This is a genomic window from Magnetospirillum sp. LM-5, assembly GCF_902729445.1.
Taxonomy (GTDB): Bacteria; Pseudomonadota; Alphaproteobacteria; order Rhodospirillales; family Magnetospirillaceae; genus Magnetospirillum.
The window spans coordinates 67,794-94,270 of sequence record NZ_CACVCE010000005.1 but is presented as its reverse complement, the minus strand read 5'-3'; the positions used below and the strand labels follow the sequence as shown (position 1 = coordinate 94,270).

Sequence of the window (26,477 nt, the reverse complement as noted above, 5' to 3'; positions counted from 1 at the left end):
GGCCCGCCTCTGATGAAAGGCGCGCCGCTCTAAAGCCTGTTCGGCCCGTCGAACCGGCCCGGGGTCAAATGCAGGTCGCGTTCCGATACCGGGCAGGCGGCCACGCCGGGGATGGTGCGCCCGCCCATCGGCTGGGCCACCGCGTTGACCATGCAGGCCTGGCCGCACACTTCCTTGCAGATTTCGATCTGGTTGTCATAGCGCTCGACAGCGCCGTCGGCGACATAGCCCTTCATCGCCACCAGATCGGCTTGGGCGTATCGTCCGTCCACCGCCTTGAGATAATCGGCCACGGCCCGGTCGGGGGTGATATCCGAACAGCCGCATTGGGCCACCAGGCCGATAAACCGGCCCATGCGGCCGTGCCACGCCGGCTGGTCGGGCGCCGGCAGGCTGCAGCCCGCCAAGGCCAGCAGGATCAGGCTAGTAAGGACATTTCTCAAGGCCGCAATGCCCCTGTTTGGCCGACCGCCATGTCGAGCAGGCCGGGCACTTGACCAGATCCTGAACGCTTTCGCCGTCCGGATCAGGACGAAACACCGGGCGCGGCCCGGCGGCCGGCTGGTCCGGGTCGCGCCTCGCCTTTTGCTCCAACAGGCGCTGGGCGAACTTGAAACCGAACCAGATGATGGCGACGACCGCGACGGTCAGCAGGATTTTCCCGAACATCCGCCAAGTGTGACGCGCCCGCACCGCCCCGGTCAAGGCCGCGCTGGCCGCCAAGCATAGAAAAGAACATTCGTCCGTATTTGTTCGACAAGGCCAAGAAGCACCTGCAGCATTTGGCAAACATTCTTAGGTGCACCGCAATATGTAGTTCGAAATTCATCCTACCCATCAACTTTTTGCATTCTTGGAAACCCGGCGTCTGTGTTAGTGTTTTCTTCACCATTCCGGGCCCGGGAACGAACCCGAGCCTCCCATTCGGAAACGATCAGGGGAGTGCCGCCCATGTTGTCCCTGGTAGATTGCATCGCCTTCAGTGGCCTAACGCCGGAACAGGTCGATTCCGTCGCCTGTTTCAAGCACATCCCCACCATCGTCGCCGCCGAATGGGCGGAAGAGGTGCTGGACCGTCCCGACGGCCCGGCCGAAATCGAGGCGGTGCTGGAGGCCGAGGCCAAGCTGGCCTGCGACCATCACCTGGCCATCGCGGCGGACTGCGCCCACGGATTGTGCGAATTCCGCCTTGCCCATCCCGAATTGGGACATTGATCCCTAGATTTTGTCGGCGGGGGGTTTTCCTTCCCCGCCGCCTGCGTCACAATGCGGTCATGAACAGACTGTTCCTGGCCGCATTTTCCGTTCTGATCCTGATTTCCGGCGCCTCGCTGGCGGACCGTGCCGACCGCGCCTTGCTGACCCAGGCCTTCAGCCAGGCCGGGCTCGAGACGCCCAAGGCCAAGGCCAAGGCGGAATTGCTGGACGAGATGATCAGCAAGATCGTCGAGGTCTATGTCGAGCCCAAGGAATCGCACCAGATCAGCGAGGCCGCCGCCAAGGCGGTCCGCGAGTTGAAGCCGCCGCAAAGCCCCGACGACGCCTTCAAGGCGGCGACCACGGCGATGAGCGAGGTGCTGGACCCGCACACCGCCTATCTGACCCCGGCCGACATGGACGACATGCGGACGTCGTTTTCCGGCCAGTTCGGCGGCGTCGGCATGGAACTGACCATGAAGGAAGACCAGGTGGTGGTGGTCGCCCCCATCGACGACACCCCCGCCGCCCGCGCCGGCATCAAGGTAGACGACCGTATCTTGAAGGTCGATGGCACGCCGACCGCCGGCCAATCCCTGATGCAGGTGGTGTCGAAGATCAGGGGCAAGGTCGGCACCCCGGTCACCTTGACGCTCGCCACCACCAACGGCGTCACCCGCGACGTGGTCCTGAAGCGCGAAATCATCCAGTTGCAGGCGGTCAAGGGCCGTCTGGACGGGTCCGACGTCGCCTATGTCCGCGTCACCCAGTTCGCCGGCGGCACCGCCGCCAACCTGCGCTCGACCCTGCTGGATCTGGAAAAGGCGGCCGGTGGCCGGCTCAAGGGGATCGTCCTGGATCTGCGCCGCAACCCGGGCGGCCTGCTGGACCAGGCCATCGCCGTCGCCGACCTGTTCCTGGGTGACGTCCCCATCGTCTCGACCACCGGGCGCCGCAGCCAGGACCGCCAGGTCTATAGCGGCCGGATCGGCGAGATCATGCCTGGCCTGCCCATCGTGGTGTTGATCGACGGCGGCAGCGCGTCGGCCTCGGAAATCGTCGCCGGCGCCCTGAAGGATCACCGCCGCGCCGTTCTGGTCGGCCAGAAAAGCTTCGGCAAGGGCAGCGTCCAGACCATCCTGGACCTGTCGGAAGGCGGCATGCGGGTGACGACGTCGCGTTATCTGCGCCCCAGCACCCAGCCGGTCGATAAGGTCGGCATCACCCCCGACATCGTCACCGAACCGGTCGAGGGATCGGACCCGCAACTGGACCGCGCCTTGAAGGTGGTCCGAGGCCAGTAAGGCTGCTGCGGGAAAAAGTCCCTCGGCTTCGCCTCGGTGTACTGTTCCCCGAGCACGTCAGAACACCCCCGGATAAGCGCCGCCATCCAGCAAGATGTTCTGACCGGTCATGTAGCCGGCCTGATCGGAACACAGAAAGGCGCAGAAGGCGCCGAATTCGGCCGGGTCGCCGAAGCGCCCCGCCGGATTGGCCCCGGCGCGGCGCCGCGCGGCTTCTTCCACCGCGACCCCATCCTTGGCCGCCTGGGCCGCCAATACCTGCGCCAGCCGGTCGGTGTCGAACGGGCCCGGCAGCAGGTTGTTGATGGTGACGCCGTGGCGGATGCTGGCCCGCGCCAATCCAGCGACGAAGCCGGTCAGGCCGGAACGCGCCCCGTTCGACAGGCCCAGCACGTCGATCGGGGCCTTGACCGCACCCGAGGTGATGTTGACGATGCGGCCCCAGCGCCGAACCATCATGGAATCGATGGTGGCCTTGATCAGCTCGATCGGGGCCAGCATGTTGGCGTCCAGCGCCTTGATCCAGGTGTCGCGATCCCAATCATGGAAATCCCCGGGCGGCGGGCCGCCGGCATTGGTCACCAGGATGTCCGGGTCGGGCATCGCCGCCAGGACGCGGGCCCGGCCTTCCGGCGTCGTGACGTCGGCGGCGACGGCTTCCACCTTGGCGCCGGTCTGTTGGTGGATGTCGTCGGCGGCATGGGCCAGAATGTCGGGGCGGCGCGCGATGATCAACACCTCGCAGCCCTCGGCGGCCAAGGCCAGGGCGCAGGCTTTGCCCAGCCCACGACTGGCGGCGCAAACCAGGGCGCGCCGGCCCGAAAGCCCCAGATCCATCAGCGTTCCTCCGTGTCCAAGGATTCCAGCACGGCGCGGGCCAGCGGCACCGTGACGGCGCGATGCGCCGCCAGCGAGGCGCGATCCAGCGCGTCCACCACCCGGCCAATGGCGGCGAAGCTGCGTTCCGACCGGCTTAAGGTATAACTGACCAAATCGGCCGTCACCTTCAGTTGACGGTCGGCGAACAGCTTGACCAGCACGGCGGCCAGCAAGGATTCATCGGGCGCGCCGATGCCGACGGCCAGCACCGACGACAGCCGGGACCGCAGGTCGGGCAGGCGCACGCCCAGCCGGGCCGGCGCCTCGCGCCCGGCCAGCAGCAGGTGACGGCCGGTTTCCTTGGTCAGGTTCCACAGATGGAACAGCGCGTCCTCGCCGTCGTCGCTTTCGTCCAGCCGATCGACCGCCACCACCCGCGCCTTCTCGACCAGATCGGGCACCATCGCCACCGTCAGTGCCGCCCGGTCGATGATGACAACGCCGTCCTGGGCGGCGGCGAAGGCGGCCAGCAGGTGGCTTTTGCCGCAGCCGGGCGGCCCGAACAGCGCCAAGGCATGGACCGGCCAGTCCGGCCAGCGTTCCAGCCAGGCCACCGCCTGCTCGTTGCAGGCGGCGGTCAGGAAATCCTCGCGCCCCAAAGCGGGCCGATGCGGCAGCGTCAACGGCAGTTGACCGCCAGTCACGGCACGCCGTCGCCGTGATACAGTCGGCTGACCAGATAGCGGCCCATGGCGAAGCGCACCAGCACGCCGATGACGGCGGCCAGCGGCACCGCCAGCAGCAGACCGACGAAGCCGAACAGGCTGCCGAAGGCCAACAGGGCGAAGATGATCCACACCGGATGCAGCCCGACCTTGCTGCCCACCAGCTTGGGCGTCAGGAAATTGCCTTCCAGCACCTGACCGGCGGCGAACACCATGGCGACCAGTCCGGGCAGTTCCCAGCCTTGGGTCTGGGCGAAGCCCAGGGCGACACCGGCGACGAAGCCCGAGATCACCCCCAGATAGGGCACGAACGAGAATAATCCGGCGCCCAGGCCGATGACCAGACCCAGGTCCAGCCCGACCAGCGACAGGCCCAGCCCATAGAAGGCGGCCATGGCCAGACAGACGCTGGCCTGGCCGCGCACGAAGCCGGAAATGGTGCGATCGATCTCGCGCAGCTGGGCGCGGATGGTGTCGGCATGGTCGCGCGGCAGCCAGCTATCGATCTTGGCCTTGATGACATCCCAGTCATGGACCAGGTAGAAGGCGACGATGGGGGTGATGAACAGCAAGGACAACAGGTTCAAGATCGCCAGGCCGCCGCTCAGCATGCCCTTGATCACGCCGATGCCCCAGGTGACGGCCGTGCCGGCATATTCGCCGGCCGAGCTGCGCAGCTTCTCGATATCGCCCTTGGACAGCTTGCGCTTGATCTCGAGGATCAAGGGCTCGATCCGGGCTTCCAGGGTGTCGATATAGCCGGGAACGCGGTGGACGAACTCGACGACTTGATGTTCCAGCAGCGGCAGCAGCACCACCAGGATGCCGAAGAAGACCAGGAAGAAACCGCCGGTGACGATGGCGGTGGCCAGCGTGCGCGACAGGCCCAAGGCTTCCAGCCGGTCGGCCAGCGGGTCCAGGAAATAGGCGATGACCATGCCGGCGACGAAGGGCAGCAGCATGCCCTTCAGCAGCCACAGCAGGGCCAGAAAGACCGCCAGTCCGATCAGCCAGAAGCGCAGGCGCTGCGATTGTGTCATTTCACCCCCACCGGCCGGATGGTCCAGAAGCCATCGACCATGTCCATCTTCAAGCCGGCGCCGTTCAGGGCGGACCGCACCTGCTCGGCCTCGCCGACGGTGTGCAAGGTCACCGCCGCCTCGACCTTGGACAGGGACACCAGTTCCCAGCGGCGGACCTGCGACACCTTGGCCAGGCGGTCGCGCACCGCCAGCCAGTCGGCCAGGCTGGACAACGGCACCAGCGCCGACACCGTGCCGGCGCGGTCGAAATGCAAAAGATTGGGCTGCTTGTGCAGCTGGTCGATGGCCTTCGAGATGTCGCGGGCGGCGCGGCGCATCAAGCCGTCCAGGCTTTCGCCGTCGTTCAAGGAATAGGACAGGGTGTCGAACGGCTTGGGCGTGCCGGGCTCGGCCAGCAGGGCGACGTCCAGGCTTTTGCCGGTCGGCGACAGGGCGGCGGCCGCCACCAGCACGTCGGGGCTTTTCCACCGGCTGCCGATGGCGCGCATGGCATCGGCCGAACCGGCCAGCGCCTGTTCCGGAGTGATGGCGGCGACATCGCCCACCTCGCCGGCCGGTACGGTCAGGGGCACCAGCCCGCCGCCGCCCAGGCCGACCCAGGCGACCCGCCACGGATTGGGATCGTCCCACAGGACCGGCCGGGACCCGGCCGCCGGCTTGTAGACCGGCACGATCACCACGCCGCGGGCGCGGGCGTCGGCGAAGGGAATCCCGGCATTCTGCAGCAGCTTCTTCACCGCGGCGGCGTTGAAACGCACCGTCAGGCTGGCGAGATAGCGGGTCGCCGAGGCGCGTTCCTGATCGACGGTGAAATCGCGGACGTAATCCAGCCCGTCGGCCTTGGGCAGGCGGGCATGGTCGGACGGCTGGGTCAGGCGGTCCAGCAACTGGCGGAAGGCCTGGCGCTGGCCCTCGGCGACGGCCTGATCCTTGGCGGCCTGGACATTGGCGGCCGAGACATCGACCTCGACGCCGCGCACGGTGAAGGCATCGGCCGCACCTTGCGCCAAGACCTGACCGGACAGGCCCAGCAGCAGCCCCAAGACACACAGCAGGCGGAGAGAAGGCATTGCAAACCGTTCGGGTTGGAGTATCTTCGGCGCCGAGATCGGCCCCCCTGAAATGGGCCACACCATATCACACGCAAAGCCACGAGGAAGACCATTCCCGCCCCCGACGATAAGCAGGGTCTGACCTACCGCGATGCGGGCGTCGATATCGACGCCGGCGAAGCCCTGGTCGACGCCATCAAGCCCTTGGCCAAGTCCACTGTCCGGTCCGGCACCTCGGCCGGCCTGGGTGGTTTCGGCGCGTTGTTCGACCCCAAGGCCGCCGGCTTCAAGGACCCGATCCTGGTCGCCACCACCGACGGCGTCGGCACCAAGCTGAAGGTGGCCATCGAATCGGGCCGCCACGATACCGTCGGCATCGATCTGGTCGCCATGTGCGTCAACGATCTGGTGGTCCAGGGCGCCGAGCCCCTGTTCTTCCTGGATTATTTCGCCACCGGAAAGCTGGACGTGGCCCACGGAAGCGCCATCATCGCCGGCATCGCCGAAGGCTGCCGCCAGGCCGGCTGCTCGCTGATCGGCGGCGAAACCGCCGAGATGCCGGGCATGTACGCCAAGGGCGACTATGATCTGGCCGGCTTCTCGGTCGGCGCCGCCGAGCGCGGCCAATTGCTGCCGCTGGAAAGCGTTGCCCCGGGCGACGTTTTGCTGGGTCTGGCCTCGTCGGGCGTGCATTCCAACGGCTATTCGCTGGTGCGGCGCGTGGTGGAACGGGCTGGAATCGCCTGGGACGCCCCGGCCCCGTTCGATCCGGCCCGCACGCTGGGTGACGCCTTGCTGGCGCCGACCCGCATCTATGTCAAATCCTGCCTGGCCGCCATCCGCGCCGGCACCATCAAGGCGCTGGCCCACATCACCGGCGGCGGCCTGATCGAGAACGTGCCGCGCGTGCTGCCCGACGATGTGGTCGCTTCCATCGACGCCAAGGCCTGGACGCTGCCGCCGGTCTTCAAGTGGCTGGCCCAGCAGGGCGGCATCGTCCCGCACGAGATGGCCCGCACCTTCAATTGCGGCATCGGCATGGTGCTGGTGGCACCGGCCGACAAGGCGGCCGAGGCGGTGCGCATCCTGACCGAGGCCGGCGAGACGGTGTTCACCATCGGCACCATGCGGGCACGAGGGGGCGACGAAGCGCAAAGCCAGGTTTTGGGCACCGAGGCGTGGGGCTGATGAGCCGGGCCAAGGTCGGCGTGCTGGTCTCGGGCCGGGGGTCGAACCTGCAGGCCCTGATCGATGCCTGCGCCGATCCGGCCTTCCCGGCCGAGATCGTGCTGGTGATCAGCAACGTGCCCGGGGTCTACGCGCTGGAACGGGCCGAACGGGCCGGCATTGCCACGCGCACCATCCCGCACAAGGGCTTTGCCAGCCGCGAGGCGTTCGACCAGGCGATGGATGCCGAGCTGCGGCAAGCCGGTGTCGAAATCGTCTGCCTGGCCGGTTTCATGCGGCTTTTGTCGGCACCCTTCACCCAAGGATGGGCCGGCCGGATGATCAACATCCACCCTGCCCTGCTGCCCAGCTTCAAGGGGCTGCACACCCACCGCCGCGCGCTGGACGAAGGGGTCAAGCTGCACGGCTGCACCGTCCATCTGGTCACCCCCGACCTGGATGCCGGCCCGATCCTGGTCCAGGCCGCCGTGCCGGTATTGCCGGACGACACCGAGGACAGCCTGGCCGCCCGGGTTCTGGAACAGGAACACCGCTGCTATCCGCTGGCGCTGAAGCTGCTGGCCGAGGGCAAGGTGCGCGTGGACGGCAACCGCGCCGTCATCGATGCCGCAGGCGAAGGTGCGCTGGTCAATCCGGCGGTTTGAATCGCCCCCCCACGACGGGGGCATCCCCTTCATCAATGAAATACCTATTTCACTCGATGGCGCTCTGGCTGCCAAGTCACGGGCATGATAAATAACAAGGGTGTTCTATTTTTAGAATGTGTCGTAAATCCTGGGGACGCGATGTCTGAAAAATCAAGTTCCTTGCCCGGGGATAATCAGATGGCCCTTTCTTGGCCTTCATGTGATTCCACTGGCTCGGTAACGATTTTAGCACCGACCAAGGTCGCTTCAACTAAACGGAAAGTTGCCTTCCTTAAAAGGGAATTCAGCTTTCGGGATAAGTTGAGCGCCGATTGGGCGGTGTTGCCGCTGTCCCTTGAGGAATCCGACGAAGCCGTAACGCTGGTGTTTGCGAACACCGACGGACGGCTGCTGGAAGACCTGCTGGCGTGCCAACCAGAGAACGGCCCGTTCGATATTGAAACCCATTTGACCCTTGCCATCGACATTGCCGAGGCCTTGGTGAAGATGCATGCCGCAGGCATCTTGCACAAGGATATCCGCCCCTCGAATGTCGTCATCACCCCCCCGGGCGAGGGTGCGCGCTTTACCGGGTTCGGTGTCGCCTCGTCCTTTCCCCGTCTCAGGCAGGCTCCGGAACCAGTGGAAACCATCGACGGTTCCTTCGCCTACATGGCGCCCGAGCAAACGGGGCGGATGAATCGATCCGTGGACAGCCGCGCCGACCTTTATGCCCTTGGCGTCTTGCTTTTCGAGATGTTTTGCGGCCGCAGACCGTTCCTGTCGGACGATCCGGTGGAACTGGTTCATTTCCATGTGGCTTTGCAACCGCCGTCGCCGGAACTCGTGCGCAAGGATATTCCCCGAGGGGTCTCGGACGTCATCGTCAAGTTGCTGTCCAAGGCCGCGGAGAGCCGGTATCAAACGGCGGCCGGCCTGGTGAGCGACCTTCGCCACTGCCTGGATAGCTGGCGTGAAACCGGGGATGTTCCGGCCTTCATCTTGGGCAAAAGCGATCATCCCAACCGGCTGTACATCCCGGAAAAGCTCTACGGCCGCGAAGCCGAACTGACCACGTTGCTGGAAGCGGCCAAGCGGGTGACGGACCAAGGCCGGTTCGAGTTCGTGTTGGTGTCGGGATATTCCGGGGTCGGCAAGTCGGCCTTGGTCGGCGAATTGCACAAGGTGCTGATCAAGCCGACGGCCCTGTTCGCTTCGGGCAAGTTCGATCAGTTCAAGCGCCACATCCCCTATGCCACACTGGCCCAGGCATTCCAGGGATTGATCCGCAGCATTCTGGGGCAAAGCGACGATCGACTTGGATTTTGGAGCGACCGAATTCGCGACGCGCTTGGTGGTCATGGGCGCCTTCTGACCGATCTGGTCCCCGAACTGGGCCTGTTGATCGGCACTCAGCCGGTCCTTCCCGATCTACCGCCGAATGATGCCGCGGTTCGCTTCTTCAGCACCGTTCGCCGCTTCCTGTCGGTTTGGGCCACGGCAGAGCACCCCTTGGTTCTGTTCCTGGACGACCTGCAATGGGTTGATCCGGGAAGCATGAAATTCCTGGAATATCTGTCGGCCCAGGGCGACCTTGGCCATTTGCTGCTGATCTGCGCCTATCGGGATAACGAGGTCGATTCCTCGCATCCCTTCGCGCTGGCAATCGAGGCGATCAAAAGCCACCAGCCGGTTGAAAGCATCGACCTGAAACCGCTGTCGCCCAAATCCCTGGGGTTGATGGTGTCCGAAGCGCTGGGGTGCACGCCCTCGGTTGCCGCGCCCTTGATCCAGGTGATCATGGACAAGACGGCCGGCAATCCCTTTTTCACCATCCAGTTTCTGGAAGGGCTGTTCGAGGATGGCGTGCTAAGGCCCAGCGGTGAAGGTTGGCGTTGGGACGATGCTGAAATCGCCGAAAAGGAGTTCACCGACAACGTCATCGAGCTGATGGCCAGGAAGATTGGCCGCTTGCCCGATCATTGTCGCCAAGCCCTGTGTCGGTTGGCTTTTCTTGGAAACGCGGTTCCGTTCGAAAGGCTGGCGCGGCTGACCGGCGGCGGCATCGAGGCGCTTGAAGCCGATCTTGAGGGCGCCTTCGCCGGTTCGTTCCTGACGCAACGAAATGGAATCGTCCGCTTCACCCATGATCGCATTCAAGAGGCCGCCTATTCCCTTTTGCCGGTCGAGGCGCGCGAATTCGAGCACCTAAGCATCGGTCGAAGCCTGTTCGCGGACCTTGGTGGCCAAGCCGATGACAAAGACATCTTCGAAATGGTCAACCATTTCAACCGGGGTCTTCGGTTGATTGATGATTTCGAAGAACGTCAGCGTGTCTGCCGCCTGAACATCACCGCCGGTCGGAAGGCCAAGGCCGCCGCCGCCTATGCGACGGCCCGGACCTTTTTCGCCCAGGCCGTGGATTTGCTGCCCGCCAATGCCTGGGACGAGGACTACCAAGACACCGTCCAACTTTACCTGGACTGGTCGAGTTGCGAGTTGCTGGCCGGCAATCACCAGGTGGTTGATGATCTGTTGCCGCTGATCCTCTCCCGCGCTCGCACGAAGGCGGACCGGGCCAAGGCCTATCGCCAGCGGATTCTGCGCAATCAGGTTGCCGGACTCAACGGCGAAGGGGTCGATACCGCCATCGAGGCATTACGCCAGTTCGGTCTGGTCTGCCCCGACCGTCAAGCCGATGTCGATTCTCAGGTCGAGGACTTGCGGCGCAGCATTGCGGCGAGGTTGGGCGAAGGCGGAATTCCTGCCTTGATCAACGCTCCGGCAATGATGGACGAAGAGGCGCTTGCCCTGCTGGGCGTTCTGGTCGATGCCATGCCCTGTGCCTATATGGGGCGGACCGAGCTTTATGCGTGGCTGGTCCTGAATGCGCTTAAGGTCACGCTGGAGAACGGCAATACCGCCGATTCCTGTGCCGTTTACATGGGCTGTGCCATTCTGATGGTCAGCATGTACGACGAGATCGCCGATTCCGTGGCGTATGCCGATCTGGCGCTCAAACTGCAAGAAAAGCTGTGCCGCCCTGATCTTCGCGGGCGGATTTTGGTGCGCTACGGTGTCTTCGTCAATCCACGGCAAAATTCGCTTCAATCCACCATCGACATGTTGCGCGAAGGGTTTGTCGACTGCCTGAACGCCGGTGATTTCGCCTATGCGTCCTATGCCGCGCAAGAGATCGTGTGGATGACCTTCGAACGCGGCGCACCTCTGGCGGACTTCGCCTCGGCCGCCGCCACCTACATTCCCTTCGCCGAAAAAAGCCGGAACCTGGGGGTGGAAGCCGTCTTGCTGGCCGAGGAATCCTTTGTCGCGGCCCTTCAGGGACGAACCACATTCGAAGATTTCGTCATTGCCAACCGCGGGTTCGATGAAGCCGTGACCCGGGCGAAGCAGAATGTCTGCAAGTGTTACCTTTCGATGATGGAGGCCTTGGTCGCTTTGCTGGCAGGCGACGATCGCCACGCCTTCAAACGCCTTGAGGATGTGGCGCCCAACTTGAAAGGTCTGACCGGCTGGGTCGGCGAAGCCAGCTACCACTTCCTGGCGGTTCTGGCGCTGACAAATCTGGATGGGCCGGAATTTCGCGGTGAGTTCCCCGATATCGCCGAGCGCCTGAAGAAGCACCTTGCCCTTCTGGAAAAGCGGGCGAAGGAAAGTCCCGCCAATTTCCGAGCTCGCTATCTGCTGGCCAAGGCGGAAATGGCGCGAATTGGCACTGACGATGCCGGGGCCAGGGCCTTGTACGAAGAGGCGATCAAGGCCGCTCACGAAGCCGGTACCGTCCATGTCGAGGCGCTGGCCTACGAGCGCGCGGCCGCCTTCTACCGTCAGGCTGGATTTGATCTGATCGCCGAAACCTATCTGGCCAAGGCACGGAACCGTTACGACCGCTGGGGGGCGCATATAAAAGTCGCGCGTCTGGAACCGGAAACGCGCGCCGACGTTCGGCCCGATGGCAACGACTTGGCGCAAAGCCTGGACGGGCTCAGCGTCATCAAGGCCTCGCAGGCGGTTTCCGGCGAGATCGCGCTGGATCGTCTGGTCGAGACCTTGTTGCGCATTACCATCGAAAACGCCGGCGCGGATCGCGGCCTTCTGGTGGTGAACCTGGCCGGCCGCCCCACCGTGGTTGCCGAGGCCAGGGTCGGCGGGGGCGCCGTCTCGTTCGAAATGCTGAACCAGACCATCGCAGAGCCCGCGCTTGCCCTCAGTGTCGTGAACTACGCCCTGCGAACCCAGGACAAGGTCCTGCTGGACGACGCCCGCAAGGCTCCCGATTTCGGCACGGACCCGCATTTCCGGGCAGGGACCGTGCGGTCGGTCCTGTGCCAGCCCCTGGTCAAGCAATCGCGGCTGATCGGCTTGCTGTACCTTGAAAACAGCCAGGTCTCGCATGCGTTTACCGCCAATCACGTCATGGTCTTGGACCTTCTCGCCTCTCAGGCGGCCATCTCATTGGAAAATGCGATCCTGTACGACAATCTGGAACGCACGGTGGCCCAGCGCACGGCGGAACTGCGCCAGAAAAAGGAACAGTTGGACGAGATCCTGGCCGAGCAGGAAATCATCCTGGAAAACGCCTCGCTGGGGATCGTCGTGGTCATGCTTGATAAAAGCGGTGCCCGCATTATCCACCGCGCCAACCGCGCCGCCGAAAGGCTGTTCGGCTATCCTGCCGGCGGCATGGTCGGGTTGGACACCCGCGTCGTATGGCCATCGGACACGGAATTCAATGCGGCCGGCGAAGCCTATAAAGTCCTGGCCAGGGGCGAGACCTATGTGGGCGAGCACGCCATTCGGCGGGGCAGCAGGGAAAACGGTTTCGGCCGTCTGGTCGGCGCTGCCATCGATCATCATGACCTGTCCAAGGGCACCATCTGGCTGGTCGAGGACATCACCGAGCGCAAGCTGACCCAAGAAAAAATTCACCGCCTGGCCATGACCGACCATTTGACCGGCCTTGCCAACCGCACTCATTTCCATGCGCGGTTCAAGGAATTCCTGAAGCTGGCCAAGCGCGAGGAAAAGAACGTTGCCTTGGTTTTGGTGGATTTGGACAAATTCAAGCCGGTGAACGACACGTTCGGCCATATCGTCGGCGATGAATTGCTGAAATCCGTCGCGTCGATCTTTCTGCGAAACACCCGAGAAACCGACCTTGTGGCGCGGCTTGGCGGCGATGAATTCGCCATCATATTGGTCAATCCGGAAAGCCGTGATGCCGTTGCCAAGATATCCCAGCGCATCATCAGCGACGTCAGCCAGGAAATGACGGTTCTTGGGCACAAACTGGCGATCGGTGCCAGTATCGGCATTGCGATCTATCCGGAAAATGGTCTGGACCAGGATGAATTGATCCTGAAGGCCGATGCGGCGCTTTATGAGTCCAAACGCGGCGGGCGCAACACCTTCCGGTTCCACACCCCCGATCAGGAATAAGCCTTCGCCCACAAAGGCTTGACATCGGGTGTGAATGCACCTGGGAATGGGGCCATGCTGCCCGGTCGCAGGCGACCGCTCTGTCTTTCCGAACGGGGTCCTATTTCCGCGGCTTGGCGCGGGCGGTCGGTTCCGCCTGCATCGGGTCGTCGGGCCACCAATGTTTGGGATATTGGCCCTTCAGGTCGGCCTTCACCGCGTGATAGGCGTTGGCCCAGAAGCTGGCGAGGTCGCGGGTGACCTGGACCGGGCGCCGCGCCGGCGACAACAGGTGCAGCAGCAGCGGCACCGAACCGCCGGCGATGCGGGGCGTGTCGGCGCAGCCGAACATTTCCTGCAACCGCACCGCCAGCACCGGATTCTCGCCGGAATAATCGATCGGCACCCGGCTGCCCGAGGGCACCGTCACATGGGTCGGCGCCACATCGTCCAGCCGGCGCGATTGCTCCCACTCCAGCATTCCCCGCAGCGCCTGGGCCAGATCCAGCCGGGCCAGATGGGCGCGCCGGGTGATGCCGGAAAGGTACGGGGCCAGCCAGTCCTCCAGCCCATCCAGCAAGGCCTGGTCCGACAAATCGGGCCAGCCATCGTCGGGCCGGTGGGCGCGCAAGAAAGCGATTCGGGCGCGGAACTTCTGCAAGTCGTCGGTCCAGGGCAGGCATTCCAGGCCCATGGCCCGGATGCCCTCGGCCATCGCCTGGACCAATCGGTCGGGCGGCACTTGGGTCAGCTTCTTGTCGTCCAGCGTCAGGGCGAACAGCTTGCGGGCGCGACGCGCCACCACCACTTCGTCGCGGCGGTCCCAGCCGACCTCGTCCACCGTGCGGATGGCGCCTTCGAACTGGGTCTCGATGTCGGAAAGGGTCAGGGGGGCGGCCAGGAAGATGCGGGCCTCGCGGCGGTCGCCGTCGGTTTCGGCCGCCACCAGCCAATCCTCGGCGGCCAGGGATTCGTATTGGGCGAAATGGGCGCCGCCGCCCGACGACAGGGCGTAGCGGGGCTCGCCGCCGGGGCGGCGCTTGGCGATGCGGTCGGGATAGGCCAGGGCCAGGACCGGGCCGCAATCGGCTTGGCCGCCATCATCCTCGCCGGCCCGGATGCCGATGCGACGGCGCCAGTCCTTGGCGGTCTGGCGCACCCGGGCCAGACCGCCCCGATCGACCATGTGCGCCCCCTCGCGGCCGCCCTTCAACAGATCAAGCCGCAGGCGCATGTCGGAATCGCGGGCCTCGCGGCCGGGCCGGACGATGTCGCGTTCCGACAACAAGGCGGCCAGATCGCAGGCCAGCCCGCCCAGCCCCTGATCCTTGGCCACCATCACCATGTGGGCCAGGCGCGGATGCATGGCCAGCCGGTTCATGGCCCGGCCGTGGGCGGTGATGCGGCCATCCCCGTCGATGGCGCCCAGTTCGGCCAGCAATTCGCGTCCTTGCGCCAGGGCGGCGGCGGGCGGCGGCTCCAGCCAGGCCAACTGGCCGGCATCAATGATGCCCCATTGCGCCAGGTCCAGGGCCAGCGGCGCCAGATCGGCATCGGCGATTTCCGGGGCGGTGAAGGCCTGGAGCGCGCGGTCCTCGGCCTCGGACCACAAACGCCAGCACACGCCCGGACCCTGGCGGCCGGCGCGGCCGCGACGCTGGTCGGCGGCGGCGCGGCTGACCGGCAGGGTGACCAGCCGGGTCATGCCAGTGCTGGCATCGAAGCGCGGGACCCGCATCTGGCCGCCATCGACGACGATGGCGACGCCGTCGATGGTCAGGCTGGTCTCGGCGATAGCAGTGGCCAGCACCACCTTGCGCCGCCCGTCCCCATCGCGGCGGATGGCGCGGTCCTGGGCCGGGCCGTCCAGGTCGCCGTAAAGCGGCGCCACCACCATGTCGGCCAGGGCCGGGTCGCCGGCCAGCAGCGCCTCGGTGCGGCGGATCTCTCCGGAACCGGGCAGGAAGGCCAACAGGTCGCCGTCGTCCTCGGCCAGGGCGCGGCGGATGGCGGCGGCCATGGAATCGGGCAGCTTGCGGGGTTCGGGCCGGGCCAGGAAACGGGTCTGGACCGGGAAGGCCCGGCCCTCGCTGGTGACCAGCGGCACGCCGCCCATCAGCCGGGCCACCGGGCCGCCATCCAGGGTGGCGCTCATCACCAGCAGCTTCAGGTCGTCGCGCAGCGCGCCCTGGGCTTCCAGGCACAAAGCCAGACCCAGATCGGCATTCAGCGAGCGTTCGTGGAATTCGTCGAGAATCACCAGCCCGATGCCCGGCAGGCCGGCATCATCCTGCAGCATGCGGGTCAGGATGCCTTCGGTCACCACCTCGATGCGGGTGGCCGGGCCGACCTTGCTGTCTTGGCGGATGCGGTAGCCGACGGTCTGGCCGACGCTTTCACCCAGGGTCTGGGCCATGCGCGCCGCCGCCGCGCGCGCCGCCAGCCGCCGGGGTTCCAGCATGACGATCCTGGCCCCGGCCAGCCAGGCGGCATCCAGCAGGGCCAGGGGAACGCCGGTGGTCTTGCCGGCCCCGGGCGGTGCTTGCAGCACCAGACCCGATGAGCCTTCCAGGGCCGAGCGGATGGCGGGCAGGACCGCGTCGATCGGCAGGCCGGCCATGCTAGTCGCGGTCTTCCTTGCCGCGATTGGACAGCTTGATGCCCAGCACGATGCCGGCCAGCACCAAGGTCAGCACATTGGCGATGATCAGCGGCCAGGCCATCAGCAGCAGGCCATAGACCAGCCACAAGGCGACGCCGGCGGAAAACAGCGTCCACATCGAGGTCGAGATGTCGCGGGTCCGCCTTGTTCGCAAGGTCTTGGTCACCTGGGGCAGGAAGGCGATGGTGGTCAAAGTGGCGGCGATGGTGCCGACCACGTCGATCAGGGTGATCTGCTCCACCGGCTCACAGTCCGACCAGGGTGCGGATGCGGGCGGTGTTCCAGCCCTTGGCGGCATCCACCAGGGTTTCGCCGTTGGTGATGCCGTCGCCCTCGATCTCCAGAAGCACGCGGTTGCCGATGACCAGCGTCACCTCGCCGGCATGGGTCGAGGAATCGTAGCGCAGCAAAGCGTCTTCCGGTCCGACCTTGACCTTCCGGGTGCCGGCCCGGGCCGCCGGATTGGCGAACAGGCCGATGGCGGCATCGACCGCCGGGCTGTCGAGGATCAAGGTGGCATTCAGCGAGGAATCGCCCTTGGCATAGGCGCGGCTGACCGACAGGCCGCCGCCGGCCTGGGACAGGCCTTGGATTTCCGGCGCCTCGGCCTGCCAACCGGCCATGGCGGCAGGCAAGGTTTCCGCCAGCGCCTTGCCCAGGCGTTGATGCAACCCGGTCAGCACCGCTTCCAGCTCGCGGGCGGCGCGTGCCACGTCGCCCTTGGCATAAGCGGCCCGCGCGGCATCCAGCTTGGCCGGGACATCGTCGGCCAAGGCCACGCCCGCCATCATCACCGCTGATCCCGTCAGCGCCAGAATTCGTGTCCAACCGCCCATGCAAGCCCCCAGAAGTCGCGCCCCGACCTTAACGCCGGCCGACCATGGCGGCAAGAGTGCGCGGCCCGGATCGATCTGTTAGGCTGGGCGGTGGACAGGAAGGGGGCGATCGGGCGTGAACTGGGTATTGTTCCTGCTGCCGGCCGCCGCTTTGGTGGTGGCGGCCTGGACGGGAGGCATGGAAACCCTGTCGGCGGCCACCCTGGCCGCCGCCGAGGGCGCCGTGCCGCTGGCCCTGGGGCTGGTGGGCGTGATGGCCCTGTTCCTGGGCCTGATGAAGGTGGCCGAAAAGGGCGGCTTGCTGGACGCCACCGCGCGGGTGCTGTCGCCGCTGCTGGTCCGCCTGTTCCCCGAGGTACCGCCCGACCATCCGGCCATGGGGGCGATGGTGATGAACGTCGCCGCCAACCTGCTGGGCCTGGGCAACGCCGCGACGCCGTTCGGCATCCGCGCCATGGAACACCTGGAAAGCCTGAACCCGGTCAAGGGCACCGCCACCAACGCCCAGGTGCTGTTTTTGGCCATCAACACCGCCTCGGTGACCATCTTGCCGACCAGCGTCATCGCCCTGCGATCCGGCCTGGGATCGGCCAACCCGGCGGCGGTGGTGGCGCCGACCCTGATCGCCACCCTGGTCTCGACCGGGGTGGCCATTCTGTCGGCCCGTCTGCTGCAAGGGGGCCGCTCGGTCCCGGCCGTCACCAAGACGACCGCGCCGGTCTGGGGATTGGCCGTCGCCGGGCTGGGCCTGGCCGGGCTGATCGCCGCCCTGGTCGCCTGGGGCCAGACCATCGGCCATTGGATCATCCCGTCGCTGGTGGTGGCCCTGTTGGGCTTCGGCCTGTGGCGCCGCGTCGCCATCTATGACGCCTTCGTCGAAGGTGCCGGCGAGGGCTTCAGGGTGGCGGTCAGAATTATCCCCTATCTGGTGGCGATCCTGGTGGCGGTGGGCATGGTGCGGGCCTCGGGGGCGCTGGCCCTGGTGCTGGAGCCCTTGGGCCGGCTCACCCAATTGGTCGGCGTGCCGGCCGAGGCGGTGATGATGGCGGCGATGCGCTCGCTGTCGGGCTCGGGTTCGTTCGGGCTGCTGGCCGAGCAGATGAAGAACGCCGCCATCGGCCCCGACAGCTTTTCCGGGGTTCTGCTGGGCACCATCTACGGCTCGAGCGAGACGACCTTCTACGTCATCGCCGTCTATTTCGGCGCGGTCGGCATTCGCCGCATCCGCCACGCCTTGGCCTGCGGGCTGATCGCCGACGCCGCCGGGCTGGTGGCGGCGGTGATCGCCTGTCGCCTTTTGATTGCTTGACGAAGTGTCCACGCCGTTTTACGCAAGGCAACCATGAACGAGCTTTTCAACATCGAAGCCCTGACCGCCCTGTTCCAGGTGATCGCCATCGACGTGGCGCTGGCCGGCGACAACGCCATCGTGGTCGGCATGGCCGCCGCCGGCCTGTCGCCGCTGTTGCGCAAGAAGGCCATCATCATCGGCATCGCGGCGGCCGCCATCTTGCGCATCGCCTTCGCCTCGGTGACGGTGCAGTTGCTGCAGATCGTAGGCCTGTTGTTCGCCGGCGGCGTGCTGCTGTTGTGGGTGTCGTGGAAATTGTGGCGCGAATTGTCGAGCGGCGGCCACGAACAAGAGGCCGAGGCCGAAGCGGTCCTGGACGGCCAGTCGGTCGCCACCCAGAAGGAAAAGTCGTTCCGCGAGGCGGTGACCCAGATCGTCATCGCCGACGTGTCGATGTCGCTGGACAACGTGCTGGCGGTGGCCGGGGCGTCGCGCGATCACGAAATCGTGCTGATCATCGGCCTGGCCCTGTCGGTGGCCCTGATGGGCCTGGCCGCCAACCTGATCGCCCATCTGCTGACCAAGCACCGCTGGATCGCCTATGTCGGCCTGTTGATCATCCTTTACGTGGCGCTGGTGATGATGTGGGAAGGCGGCCGCGAACTGATGCAGGTGGCGGGAATCTAGCCCTTCAAGGCTTCCAGGATCTCGACCCGGGCCTGCTCGCGGCAACGGCTCATCTCGATCTGAACGTCCTTTTCGGCGATGGTGATGCCGGCGGCGGCGAAATCGCGCACCACCTTGTGACTGGCGTCGTGATCGGGTTCGCTGAACTCGGCATCGACCACCGCCAGGGCGTAGGCCTTGGCGGCGTCACCGTCCAGCCCCAGCTTGGCCGCGGCCCACAGACCCAGCAGCTTGTCGCGGCGGATGTTGATCTTGAACTGAGTTTCCTGATCATTCCGATACTTGGCCTCGAAGGCCTTTTCCCGATCATCGAAGATGGTCATGTTCCACAGAGTTCCTTGTTATAAGCCCCACATTCATCGATGTGGTTGTCGTTCGGCCCCCGCACCAGCGGCTGACCGAGTTATAACCGCCGGCGCGTGACCTCGAAACGGGATTCTTCGCATGTGCACCCTGATCATCTGCCACCGACCGCATTCCGATTGGCCGGTGATCGTCGCCGCCAATCGCGACGAGATGGCCGGCCGGCCATGGTTGGCGCCGGCTCGCCACTGGCCCGACCGCGCCGAGGTGGTGGCCGGCCTGGACCAATTGGCCGGCGGCTCGTGGATGGGGGTCAACGACCACGGCCTGTTCGCCGGCATCTTGAACCGCATGGGCACGCTGGGACCGGCGCCCGGCAAGCGTTCGCGGGGCGAACTGGTCCTCGACGCGCTGGATCACGCCGACGCCAGTCTGGCCGTCCAGGCCCTGGCCGACCTCGATTCCCGGTCCTGGCGCCCGTTCAACATGGTGGTGGCCGACAATCGCGACGCCTTCTGGATCAAGGCAGACGGCCAAGCCCGCGTCACCGTCGCCCCGATCCCGATCGGCGTGCACATGCTGACCGCCTATGATCTGGACGATGGCGTCAGCCCGCGCGTCGCCGCCTATCTGCCGCGATTCCAGGGGGCGACGATTCCCGATCCCGGCCAAGGCGACTGGGCGGAATGGATGGCGCTGATGGCCGACCCGGGCGAGGATTCCGACGGCGAGGAGCACGCGGCGATGTGCTTCACCCGCGCCGACGGCTTCGGAACAGTATCGTCGTCGCTGATCGCCTTGCCGGCCGACAATTTGACGACCCGACCGCTTTGGCTGTTTTCTCCGGGAAAACCGAGCGACGCTCAATATACTCCCATCGTATAGGGCGACTTTGAGGATTTGCGCACAGTCTGGGCGCTTGCCGGCTTCACCCTATTCCATTAGGTTGCGATCACATCAAGCTCCCAGACAAGAGGCACCCATGTCCCTTCGCGGCCTCATCCTGGGCGGATTTGCCGCCTGCATCCTTGTCATCGTCGGCCTGTCGGCACTGACCTTGTCGTCGGTCAGCAGCCAGACAGGCCCGATCGACGACATAGAATCCCGCGCCGACCGCGTCGCCAACAACACCATCCCGCTGCTGTTGGCCATCAAGGACATCCGTCTGGACATCATCCAGGTCCAGCAATTCCTGACCGACGCCTCGGCCACCGGCAATGACGAGGCCCTGGCCGAAGCCGACGAATGGGTCGCCCGTTTCAACGAGCATCTGGACACCGCCAAGGGCCTGGCCGAGCGGATGGGACTGGAAGACCACGTCAACACCCTGGAACGCATCGAGGGCGTCTTCCCGCCGTTCCTGCGCAACGGCAAGGCGATGGCCAAGGCCTATAAGGAAAAGGGGCGCGATGCCGGCAACGCCTTGATGGAGAATTTCGACGAGTTGGCGGTGATCTTGCTGCAGCGCCTGGACGAAATCACCGAAGTCGTCAGCAACCAGACCTGGGAGGAAATGGGGGCGCTGCTCGAGCACACCCAGGCGGTGCACGACTCCAACCAGACACTGATCCGCTGGCAGATGGCGCTGTCGGCCCTGGCGTCCCTGGCCGCCCTGGTGATCGCCGTGCTGATCGGAACCTTCGCCGGCAGGGCGTTTGCCGCCCTGCACAAGGATGTCGATGACGCCCTGGCCGACCGCTTCGACGCCATCCCGGCGCTGTCGCCCGACCGCAAGGACGAGTTCGGCCCGATCGCCCGGGCGCTGGCGCTGTTCCGCCAACGGGGGTCAGAAGTCGCCGCCATGCAGGCCGAACGGGAGCGAGCCGCATTGGAGGCCGAGGAAGCCCGCAAGACAGCGCTTCGCAACATGGCCGACACCGTCGAGGTCGAAACCACCGCCGCCGTCGAGCGAGTCGCCGGCGAGGGCACCCGGGTCGCCAAGGCCGCCGCCGCCATGGCCGGGTCGGCGGTCAGCGTCGGCACCCATTCGCAGACGGTGGCCAACGCCGCCGAACACGCTTTGGCCAATGCCCAGACCGTGGCCGGGGCCGCCGAGCAATTGTCGGCCTCGATCCGCGAGATCGCCAGCCGGGTCGAAACCTCGACCCAGATGGTCGAGGACGTGGTCGATACCGGCCAGCAGGCCGGCGAGACGGTGGTGTCGCTGACCCAGGCGATGGAACGGATCGGCGATGTCGCCGGCCTGATCGGCGACATCGCCCGGCGCACCCACATGCTGGCCCTGAACGCCACCATCGAGGCCCAGCGCGCCGGCGTGGCCGGCAAGGGCTTCGCCGTGGTCGCCGACGAGGTCAAGCACCTGGCCGAACAGACCGGCAAGTCCACCGAGGAGATCGCCCGTCAGATCGGCGAGTTGCGCTCGGTCGGGACCAAGGTCGCCAGCGAGATCGATGAGATGCTGGCCGCGATCACCCAGATTTCCAGCGTGTCCGGCTCGATCGCCGCGGCGGTGCAGGAGCAAGACGCCGCCACCCAGGAAATCGTGCGCAACGTCGTCGAAACCAGCGACGCCGCCCGCGAGGTTTCCGACCATATCGGCGAGGTCGCCACCGAGGCGTCGCGCACCGGCGAACGGGCCACCGAGGTCCAGGCCCTTCTCGAGGCGATGACCGCCGAAATCGTCGATCTGCGCCGCATGCTCAACGCCGCCGTCCGCACCGCCACGCCCGAAGTCAACCGGCGTCGCAACCCCCGGATCAATCTGGATAGCTCGGCCGTTGTCGAACTGAATAACGGTACGGTCTCGACCAAGATGCTGGACATTTCCCTGTGCGGCGGCCAATTCGAGCTGGATATCGACGAGGACATGGCCGTCCACGGCCAGCTTCAGGTCGATGGATTGCCTCCGGCGATTCCGTTCGAGGTGGTCGAGGTTCACCAAGGCCGAGCCCGCATCCGGTTCGACGAAAGCGCCATCGACAAGGAAGCCCTGGCCCGGTTCATCGCGGAACACCATCGTCAGCGCCGGACCGCATGATCCGGGCCCTGGCGGTCATCTCGATGGCATGGGCCTCCGCCGCTTACGGCCAGGACGTGTCGGCAGTGCCCCCGCTTTCCAGCGACTGGCACGCCGACATCCGCGCCACCACCGACGCCAACCGCTGGGCCGGTCTGGAAGCCGACGATCCGCTGGCGGCGCCGATGCTTCTGTGCCGATCGCCCGGCTGCCCGTCGACCGTCGAGGTTCGCCTGGATCCCGACGCCATCCAGTCGGTGCGAGCCCACTTCGATCCAGTTCCGATCAACGCACCAGACGAGCGTGCCCGCATCGGCGGCGCCATCGCCCATCTCGAGCGCCTGGTCGCGCCCACCTTGGGGACCTGGAACGACCAGCCGGCCAACAACCATCAAGACTGGGACCTGACCGGCCAACTGGATTGCGTCGCCGAAACGGTCAACACCCTGACCTATCTCGACCGCCTGGCCCTGGCCGGACTGATCCTTCGCCACGATGTCAGCCACGAAGTGATCCGCTTCACGCTCATCTTGCAGCACATCGCCGTCGAGATCATCGAAATCGACACCAACGATAGCTGGGTGGTGGATTCCTGGCCGGGCGCCAACGGCGAGGAGCCTTTGATCCAGCCCTATGGCGAGTGGCGCGGCGAATGGCAGGTCTGACTTCGTTGTTTCAGGCCGGCACACCTGCTATATGAAACCGACCGGCCGGGGCCTGCCTCGGCCCAACGATGTCTTATCTCCAGGCTGGCGGCGTGTTCGCCTGCCCCACACCATCCGGAATGATTGTCATGGCCCGACGCAGACAGATTTACGAAGGCAAGGCCAAGGTCCTTTTCGAAGGCCCCGAGCCCGGCACCCTGGTCCAGTATTTCAAGGATGACGCCACCGCCTTCAACAACAAGAAGAAGGGCACCATCACCGGCAAGGGCGTGCTGAACAACCGCATCAGTGAATATCTGATGCTGCGCCTGGCCGAAATCGGCATTCCGACCCATTTCGTGCGCCGCCTCAACATGCGTGAGCAGCTGGTGCGCGAGGTCGAGATCATTCCGCTGGAAGTGGTGGTCAGGAACATCTCGGCCGGTTCGCTGGCCCAGCGTTTCGGCCTGTCCGAAGGCACGCCGCTGCCGCGCTCGATCGTCGAATATTATTTCAAGTCCGACGCCCTGGGCGATCCGATGGTCTCGGAAGAGCACATCACCGCCTTCGGCTGGGCCAACACCACCGATCTCGACGAGATCATGAGCCTGTCGCTTCGGGTCAACGACTTCCTGACCGGCCTGTTCCTGGGCATCGGCATCCGCGTCGTCGATTTCAAGCTGGAATTCGGCCGCCTGTATAATGGCGACGACATGCAGATCGTCTTGGCCGACGAGATCAGCCCCGACAATTGCCGCCTGTGGGACATCAAGACCGGCGAGAAGATGGACAAGGACCGCTTCCGCCGCGACCTCGGCAATGTCGAGGAAGCCTATCAGGAAGTGGCCCGCCGCCTTGGCATCCTGCCGGAAGGCGGCCCCCGCGACCTCAAGGGCCCGGCAACCATGCAGTAATTGGGTGCCGGCCCCAATGGGGCCGTCAACCCTGCAGCAATCCCCGCTAAAGGACGAATTCCCGTGAAGGCGAAAATTCATATCACCCTCAAGAACGGTGTTCTCGACCCCCAGGGCAAGGCCGTCGGCCACGCCTTGGCCTCGCTGGGCTTTGCCGGCGTCAAGGATGTCCGCCAGGGCAAGTTCATCGAACTGGACCTGGCCGAGACCGACAAGGCCAAGGCCCGCGACGCGGCCGAGCAGATGTGCAAGCAATTGCTGGCCAATACCGTGATCGAGAACTACACCATCGACTTGGTCGACTGATCCGACCGATATCGATCTGCGATGGCCGGAAGGGAAACCTTCCGGCCATTTTGTTTATGGCGAACGCTCATCAGGCCTTGCCGCCAATCTCGAACAGCGGCCGCATCGCACCATAGATCTCTTGGCCCTGGCGAATGGCCTGCAGCCCCTGCGCCAGCGCATTGCCCGAGCCTTCGCCGGTGCCGAACCGGGCCTGGTGCTGCAGCGCCAGGGCCTCTTGACGGTCGCCGAGATCTTGTTCGGTCCGCCGCGCCATGCCGGCCATCAGCGCCGCGCCGGACCCACCGTCGAAGCCCATTCCACCCCCGGCCAGGGCGGCCCGGTTGGCGGCCAATTGCCGCTTGAGCAAATCCCGCTGCTGGCGGGCTTGCTGCTCGGCCTGGCGCCACATCATCTGACTTTGCAACGCGGCCTGCTGCTGTTGCGACCGTATGGCCGCGTCCTGCTGCTGGCGCTGCGCCACCTGCGAGGCCACCGTCGTCGCGGCCGTCAAGATATCCCAAAACATATTCCGTCTCCGCGCTTTAGTTCGCTCTTTGTTCTTTTAGCAATTGCGCCGCGCGGAATCAAGACAAAAGTCTGATAATAGGATTTTTTGCCACAGGCGGGGAACGATCTAGCCCCGGGGCATCCGCACCAGGTTGAACCAATAATCGCCCAGGTAGCGCACCGCCTGGATGAACTGGTCCAGATCGACCGGCTTGGTGACGAAGCCGGCGGCCCCCAGCTGATACGAGGCGACGACATCCTGCTCGACATCCGAGGTGGTCAACACCACCACCGGAATGTCGGCCAGCCCCGCCTCGGTCTTCAGCTCGGCCAGGAATTCGCGACCATTCATGCGCGGCATGTTGAGGTCGAGCAGAATCATGTCCGGCCGGGGAGCGTCGGCATAGGCCGGAGCCTCGCGACGCAGGAAGGCTATGCCCTCGCGACCGTCGATGGCGTGGTGCAGTTCGACATTGAAGTGATTTTCCTCGAGCGCCGCCCGGGTCAGGCGGGCATCGACATTGGAGTCTTCCACCAAAAGAACCACGAATTTCCTCGTGCTGTCGAGATCGCTCATGGATGCTCCTTCCCGGAAAACTCGATGACGACTTGGGTGCCACCCCCCTCGGCCGGCTCCAGACGGATCGAACCCTCGCAACTTTCGACGATCCGGCGCGCCACGGCAAGCCCCAGACCGGTCCCCTGCCCGTCTTGCCGCCCGCCCAGATGCTCGAACACCTCGAACACCCGCTGGCGGTACTCGTCGGGAATCCCAACCCCGTTATCGGTGATGGTCAGGACGGTCTGTCGGCCATCGCTGTGCCCTTCGACCATCACCTGCGGCGCGCGGTCGGGATGACGATAGCGCACCGCATTGTCGATCAAGGCGCCGAACAGATATTTCAGTCGAACGGAATCCACCGGCAAGGGCGGCAGCCGGCCGATCACCACCGTCCCCTTGCTTTCCAACAGCACGCCGCCCATGCCGGCGACCACCGCGCGGGCGACTTCGGCGGGATCGACCGCCCCGGGGACGCCCAGCGGCATGTCGGCGGCCAGATAGACCTGGACGTCGCGCACCAGCGCATGAAGATAGGCCGCTTCGGCTTCGATGGTCGACAAGGACAATTCCATGTCCTCGTCGGCGGCGCTGCCCAGGCGTTTCCTCAGCTTCTGCGAGAAGATCATCAGGTGCCGGGTCGGCTCGCGCAGATGGTGCGCGCTGATCTCGGCAAAACGCTGCAGATCGGCCTTGGCCTTGGCCAGGCGCGTCTCGGCGCTGGTGCGCCTGTCGACCTCGGCCCGCAACTGGCGAACGGTGGCATGGCGAGCCAACACCGCCAACGCCAGCAAGACGATCAGAAACGCCTGCGCCGCCAGGCCGCCGATCAGCCAGAACCGCAACCGTTCCTCGGCGACCCTGGCACGCGCGGTCCGTTGTTCCACCAGTTCCTCGAGCCGGGTGCGATAGGCGGTCAGTTCCTCTTCGGCAACCGCCTTGCCCGAGATGTCGTGGATGATCGACAGCAGCAGGGTCTTGCCGCCGTCTCCCTTCACCGGAGAGGAATAGACCTCGACCGTGTGAATCGAGCCGTCGGCGATCTTATGGGGAAAGATGAAATAGTCGCGCTGCTCCCGGGCCGCCTTGGCCCGCTCGACCGCCACTTCCTCGGGCCCCAGGCGATTGATCTCCTGGATCGCCATCGTGCGTAGCGTGGCGGCGGGATAGCCGTAGAACGCCTCGGCCGCCGCATTGGCGTCAACGATCCGCCCCGTCGCCGGATCGATCAGCAGGGCGATCGAGGTGTGGCGTTCCAGTTGCGGCGACAAGCGCTCGACCGTCTGGGCCGACACCGGCGAAGTACCAAGGCCAATCCCCACACCCACCACCAGCGCGCACGCCAAGCGGGCCACCCGGGCTGCAATGTCCTGCCACGCATCGTTGATGTTTATCAAGATTTGGCCTCCGTTCCGG

The 26,477-nt window shown here is 65.5% G+C and carries 25 protein-coding genes; 12 read left to right on the top strand and 13 right to left on the bottom strand.

Going from position 1 to position 26,477, the window contains the following annotated elements:
* Positions 1-29 precede the first annotated feature (29 nt).
* Together MTBLM5_RS04045 and MTBLM5_RS04040 are read right to left on the bottom strand one after the other, a co-directional pair.
* Positions 30-443, bottom strand: coding sequence for a hypothetical protein (locus MTBLM5_RS04045; RefSeq protein WP_173974510.1), 414 nt, complete (start codon positions 441-443; stop codon positions 30-32).
* Positions 424-723 carry a hypothetical protein gene (locus MTBLM5_RS04040; RefSeq protein WP_173974509.1) on the bottom strand — a complete coding sequence of 100 codons (300 nt, stop codon included), beginning with the start codon at positions 721-723 and terminating at the stop codon, positions 424-426. Before MTBLM5_RS04040 ends, MTBLM5_RS04045 begins: the two co-directional genes overlap by 20 nt.
* 228 nt (positions 724-951) lie before the next feature.
* Between MTBLM5_RS04040 and MTBLM5_RS04035 the strand changes: the two genes are divergently transcribed.
* On the top strand, positions 952-1,215 hold the full coding sequence (locus MTBLM5_RS04035; RefSeq protein WP_173974508.1) for a hypothetical protein: 264 nt from the start codon (positions 952-954) through the stop codon (positions 1,213-1,215).
* Positions 1,216-1,274: 59 nt separating this feature from the next.
* A complete protein-coding gene (locus MTBLM5_RS04030; protein ID WP_173974507.1) occupies positions 1,275-2,501 on the top strand; it encodes a S41 family peptidase in 1,227 nt (408 codons plus the stop codon).
* 57 nt (positions 2,502-2,558) lie between these two features.
* Here MTBLM5_RS04030 and MTBLM5_RS04025 read toward each other — a convergent pair whose 3' ends face one another.
* From MTBLM5_RS04025 to MTBLM5_RS04010, 4 genes are read right to left on the bottom strand one after another with little or no spacing between them, the layout of a single operon-like run.
* Positions 2,559-3,338: an SDR family oxidoreductase gene (locus tag MTBLM5_RS04025; protein ID WP_173974506.1), complete on the bottom strand. Its 780-nt coding sequence runs from the start codon at positions 3,336-3,338 to the stop codon at positions 2,559-2,561.
* Positions 3,338-4,024, bottom strand: coding sequence for a DnaA ATPase domain-containing protein (locus MTBLM5_RS04020; RefSeq protein ID WP_173974505.1), 687 nt, complete (start codon positions 4,022-4,024; stop codon positions 3,338-3,340). Before MTBLM5_RS04020 ends, MTBLM5_RS04025 begins: the two co-directional genes overlap by 1 nt.
* A complete protein-coding gene (locus tag MTBLM5_RS04015; RefSeq protein ID WP_173974504.1) occupies positions 4,021-5,085 on the bottom strand; it encodes an AI-2E family transporter in 1,065 nt (354 codons plus the stop codon). Before MTBLM5_RS04015 ends, MTBLM5_RS04020 begins: the two co-directional genes overlap by 4 nt.
* The gene (locus MTBLM5_RS04010; protein ID WP_254430897.1) at positions 5,082-6,158 is read right to left on the bottom strand and encodes a DUF2066 domain-containing protein; all 1,077 of its coding nucleotides are present in this window, start codon (positions 6,156-6,158) and stop codon (positions 5,082-5,084) included. The genes MTBLM5_RS04015 and MTBLM5_RS04010 overlap by 4 nt, the downstream gene beginning before the upstream one ends.
* Before the next feature lie 120 nt (positions 6,159-6,278).
* Between MTBLM5_RS04010 and purM the strand changes: the two genes are divergently transcribed.
* The 3 genes from purM to MTBLM5_RS03995 all read left to right on the top strand — a co-directional run bounded on the left by purM (position 6,279) and on the right by MTBLM5_RS03995 (position 13,414).
* Complete coding sequence (purM, locus tag MTBLM5_RS04005) at positions 6,279-7,328, top strand: phosphoribosylformylglycinamidine cyclo-ligase (protein ID WP_173974531.1); 1,050 nt, start codon at positions 6,279-6,281, stop codon at positions 7,326-7,328.
* The gene (gene purN / locus MTBLM5_RS04000) at positions 7,328-7,972 is read left to right on the top strand and encodes a phosphoribosylglycinamide formyltransferase (RefSeq protein ID WP_173974502.1); all 645 of its coding nucleotides are present in this window, start codon (positions 7,328-7,330) and stop codon (positions 7,970-7,972) included. The genes purM and purN overlap by 1 nt, the downstream gene beginning before the upstream one ends.
* Positions 7,973-8,056: 84 nt before the next feature.
* Complete coding sequence (locus MTBLM5_RS03995) at positions 8,057-13,414, top strand: diguanylate cyclase domain-containing protein (RefSeq protein ID WP_173974501.1); 5,358 nt, start codon at positions 8,057-8,059, stop codon at positions 13,412-13,414.
* 100 nt (positions 13,415-13,514) lie between these two features.
* Here the strand turns inward: MTBLM5_RS03995 and hrpB are convergent, their stop codons facing one another.
* From hrpB to MTBLM5_RS03980, 3 genes are read right to left on the bottom strand one after another with little or no spacing between them, the layout of a single operon-like run.
* Positions 13,515-16,013, bottom strand: a complete 2,499-nt coding sequence (hrpB, locus tag MTBLM5_RS03990; protein ID WP_173974500.1) for an ATP-dependent helicase HrpB — start codon at positions 16,011-16,013, stop codon at positions 13,515-13,517.
* A 1-nt stretch (position 16,014) separates the two neighbouring features.
* Positions 16,015-16,296, bottom strand: coding sequence for a SemiSWEET family sugar transporter (locus MTBLM5_RS03985; protein ID WP_254430896.1), 282 nt, complete (start codon positions 16,294-16,296; stop codon positions 16,015-16,017).
* A 4-nt stretch (positions 16,297-16,300) separates the two neighbouring features.
* Entirely contained in the window at positions 16,301-16,891 is a 591-nt protein-coding gene (locus tag MTBLM5_RS03980) for a hypothetical protein (RefSeq protein WP_173974498.1), read from the bottom strand.
* Between the two features lie 115 nt (positions 16,892-17,006).
* Here MTBLM5_RS03980 and MTBLM5_RS03975 point away from each other — a divergent pair, with 115 nt between their 5' ends.
* Both MTBLM5_RS03975 and MTBLM5_RS03970 read left to right on the top strand, forming a co-directional pair.
* Entirely contained in the window at positions 17,007-18,200 is a 1,194-nt protein-coding gene (locus tag MTBLM5_RS03975; protein WP_254430895.1) for a nucleoside recognition domain-containing protein, read from the top strand.
* A 33-nt stretch (positions 18,201-18,233) separates the two neighbouring features.
* Complete coding sequence (locus tag MTBLM5_RS03970) at positions 18,234-18,869, top strand: YjbE family putative metal transport protein (protein WP_173974497.1); 636 nt, start codon at positions 18,234-18,236, stop codon at positions 18,867-18,869.
* Here the strand turns inward: MTBLM5_RS03970 and MTBLM5_RS03965 are convergent.
* Entirely contained in the window at positions 18,866-19,192 is a 327-nt protein-coding gene (locus MTBLM5_RS03965; RefSeq protein WP_068502878.1) for a DUF1476 domain-containing protein, read from the bottom strand. The genes MTBLM5_RS03970 and MTBLM5_RS03965 overlap by 4 nt on opposite strands.
* Before the next feature lie 121 nt (positions 19,193-19,313).
* On the opposite strand from MTBLM5_RS03965, the gene MTBLM5_RS03960 reads away from it, so the two are divergent.
* The 5 genes from MTBLM5_RS03960 to purS all read left to right on the top strand — a co-directional run bounded on the left by MTBLM5_RS03960 (position 19,314) and on the right by purS (position 24,013).
* On the top strand, positions 19,314-20,057 hold the full coding sequence (locus tag MTBLM5_RS03960) for an NRDE family protein (protein WP_173974496.1): 744 nt from the start codon (positions 19,314-19,316) through the stop codon (positions 20,055-20,057).
* 97 nt (positions 20,058-20,154) lie between these two features.
* Positions 20,155-22,170 carry a methyl-accepting chemotaxis protein gene (locus tag MTBLM5_RS03955; protein ID WP_173974495.1) on the top strand — a complete coding sequence of 672 codons (2,016 nt, stop codon included), beginning with the start codon at positions 20,155-20,157 and terminating at the stop codon, positions 22,168-22,170.
* The gene (locus tag MTBLM5_RS03950) at positions 22,167-22,814 is read left to right on the top strand and encodes a hypothetical protein (RefSeq protein ID WP_173974494.1); all 648 of its coding nucleotides are present in this window, start codon (positions 22,167-22,169) and stop codon (positions 22,812-22,814) included. The genes MTBLM5_RS03955 and MTBLM5_RS03950 overlap by 4 nt, the downstream gene beginning before the upstream one ends.
* A 128-nt stretch (positions 22,815-22,942) precedes the next feature.
* On the top strand, positions 22,943-23,707 hold the full coding sequence (purC, locus tag MTBLM5_RS03945; protein ID WP_068502871.1) for a phosphoribosylaminoimidazolesuccinocarboxamide synthase: 765 nt from the start codon (positions 22,943-22,945) through the stop codon (positions 23,705-23,707).
* A gap of 63 nt (positions 23,708-23,770) precedes the next feature.
* The gene (gene purS / locus MTBLM5_RS03940; RefSeq protein ID WP_068502868.1) at positions 23,771-24,013 is read left to right on the top strand and encodes a phosphoribosylformylglycinamidine synthase subunit PurS; all 243 of its coding nucleotides are present in this window, start codon (positions 23,771-23,773) and stop codon (positions 24,011-24,013) included.
* A 70-nt stretch (positions 24,014-24,083) separates the two neighbouring features.
* On the opposite strand, the gene MTBLM5_RS03935 is transcribed toward purS, so the two are convergent.
* From MTBLM5_RS03935 to MTBLM5_RS03925, 3 genes are all read right to left on the bottom strand, one after another.
* Positions 24,084-24,521, bottom strand: a complete 438-nt coding sequence (locus MTBLM5_RS03935; RefSeq protein ID WP_173974493.1) for a hypothetical protein — start codon at positions 24,519-24,521, stop codon at positions 24,084-24,086.
* 108 nt (positions 24,522-24,629) lie between these two features.
* Positions 24,630-25,079: a response regulator gene (locus tag MTBLM5_RS03930; RefSeq protein WP_173974492.1), complete on the bottom strand. Its 450-nt coding sequence runs from the start codon at positions 25,077-25,079 to the stop codon at positions 24,630-24,632.
* The gene (locus MTBLM5_RS03925; protein ID WP_173974491.1) at positions 25,076-26,458 is read right to left on the bottom strand and encodes an ATP-binding protein; all 1,383 of its coding nucleotides are present in this window, start codon (positions 26,456-26,458) and stop codon (positions 25,076-25,078) included. The genes MTBLM5_RS03930 and MTBLM5_RS03925 overlap by 4 nt, the downstream gene beginning before the upstream one ends.
* Positions 26,459-26,477: the final 19 nt, after the last annotated feature.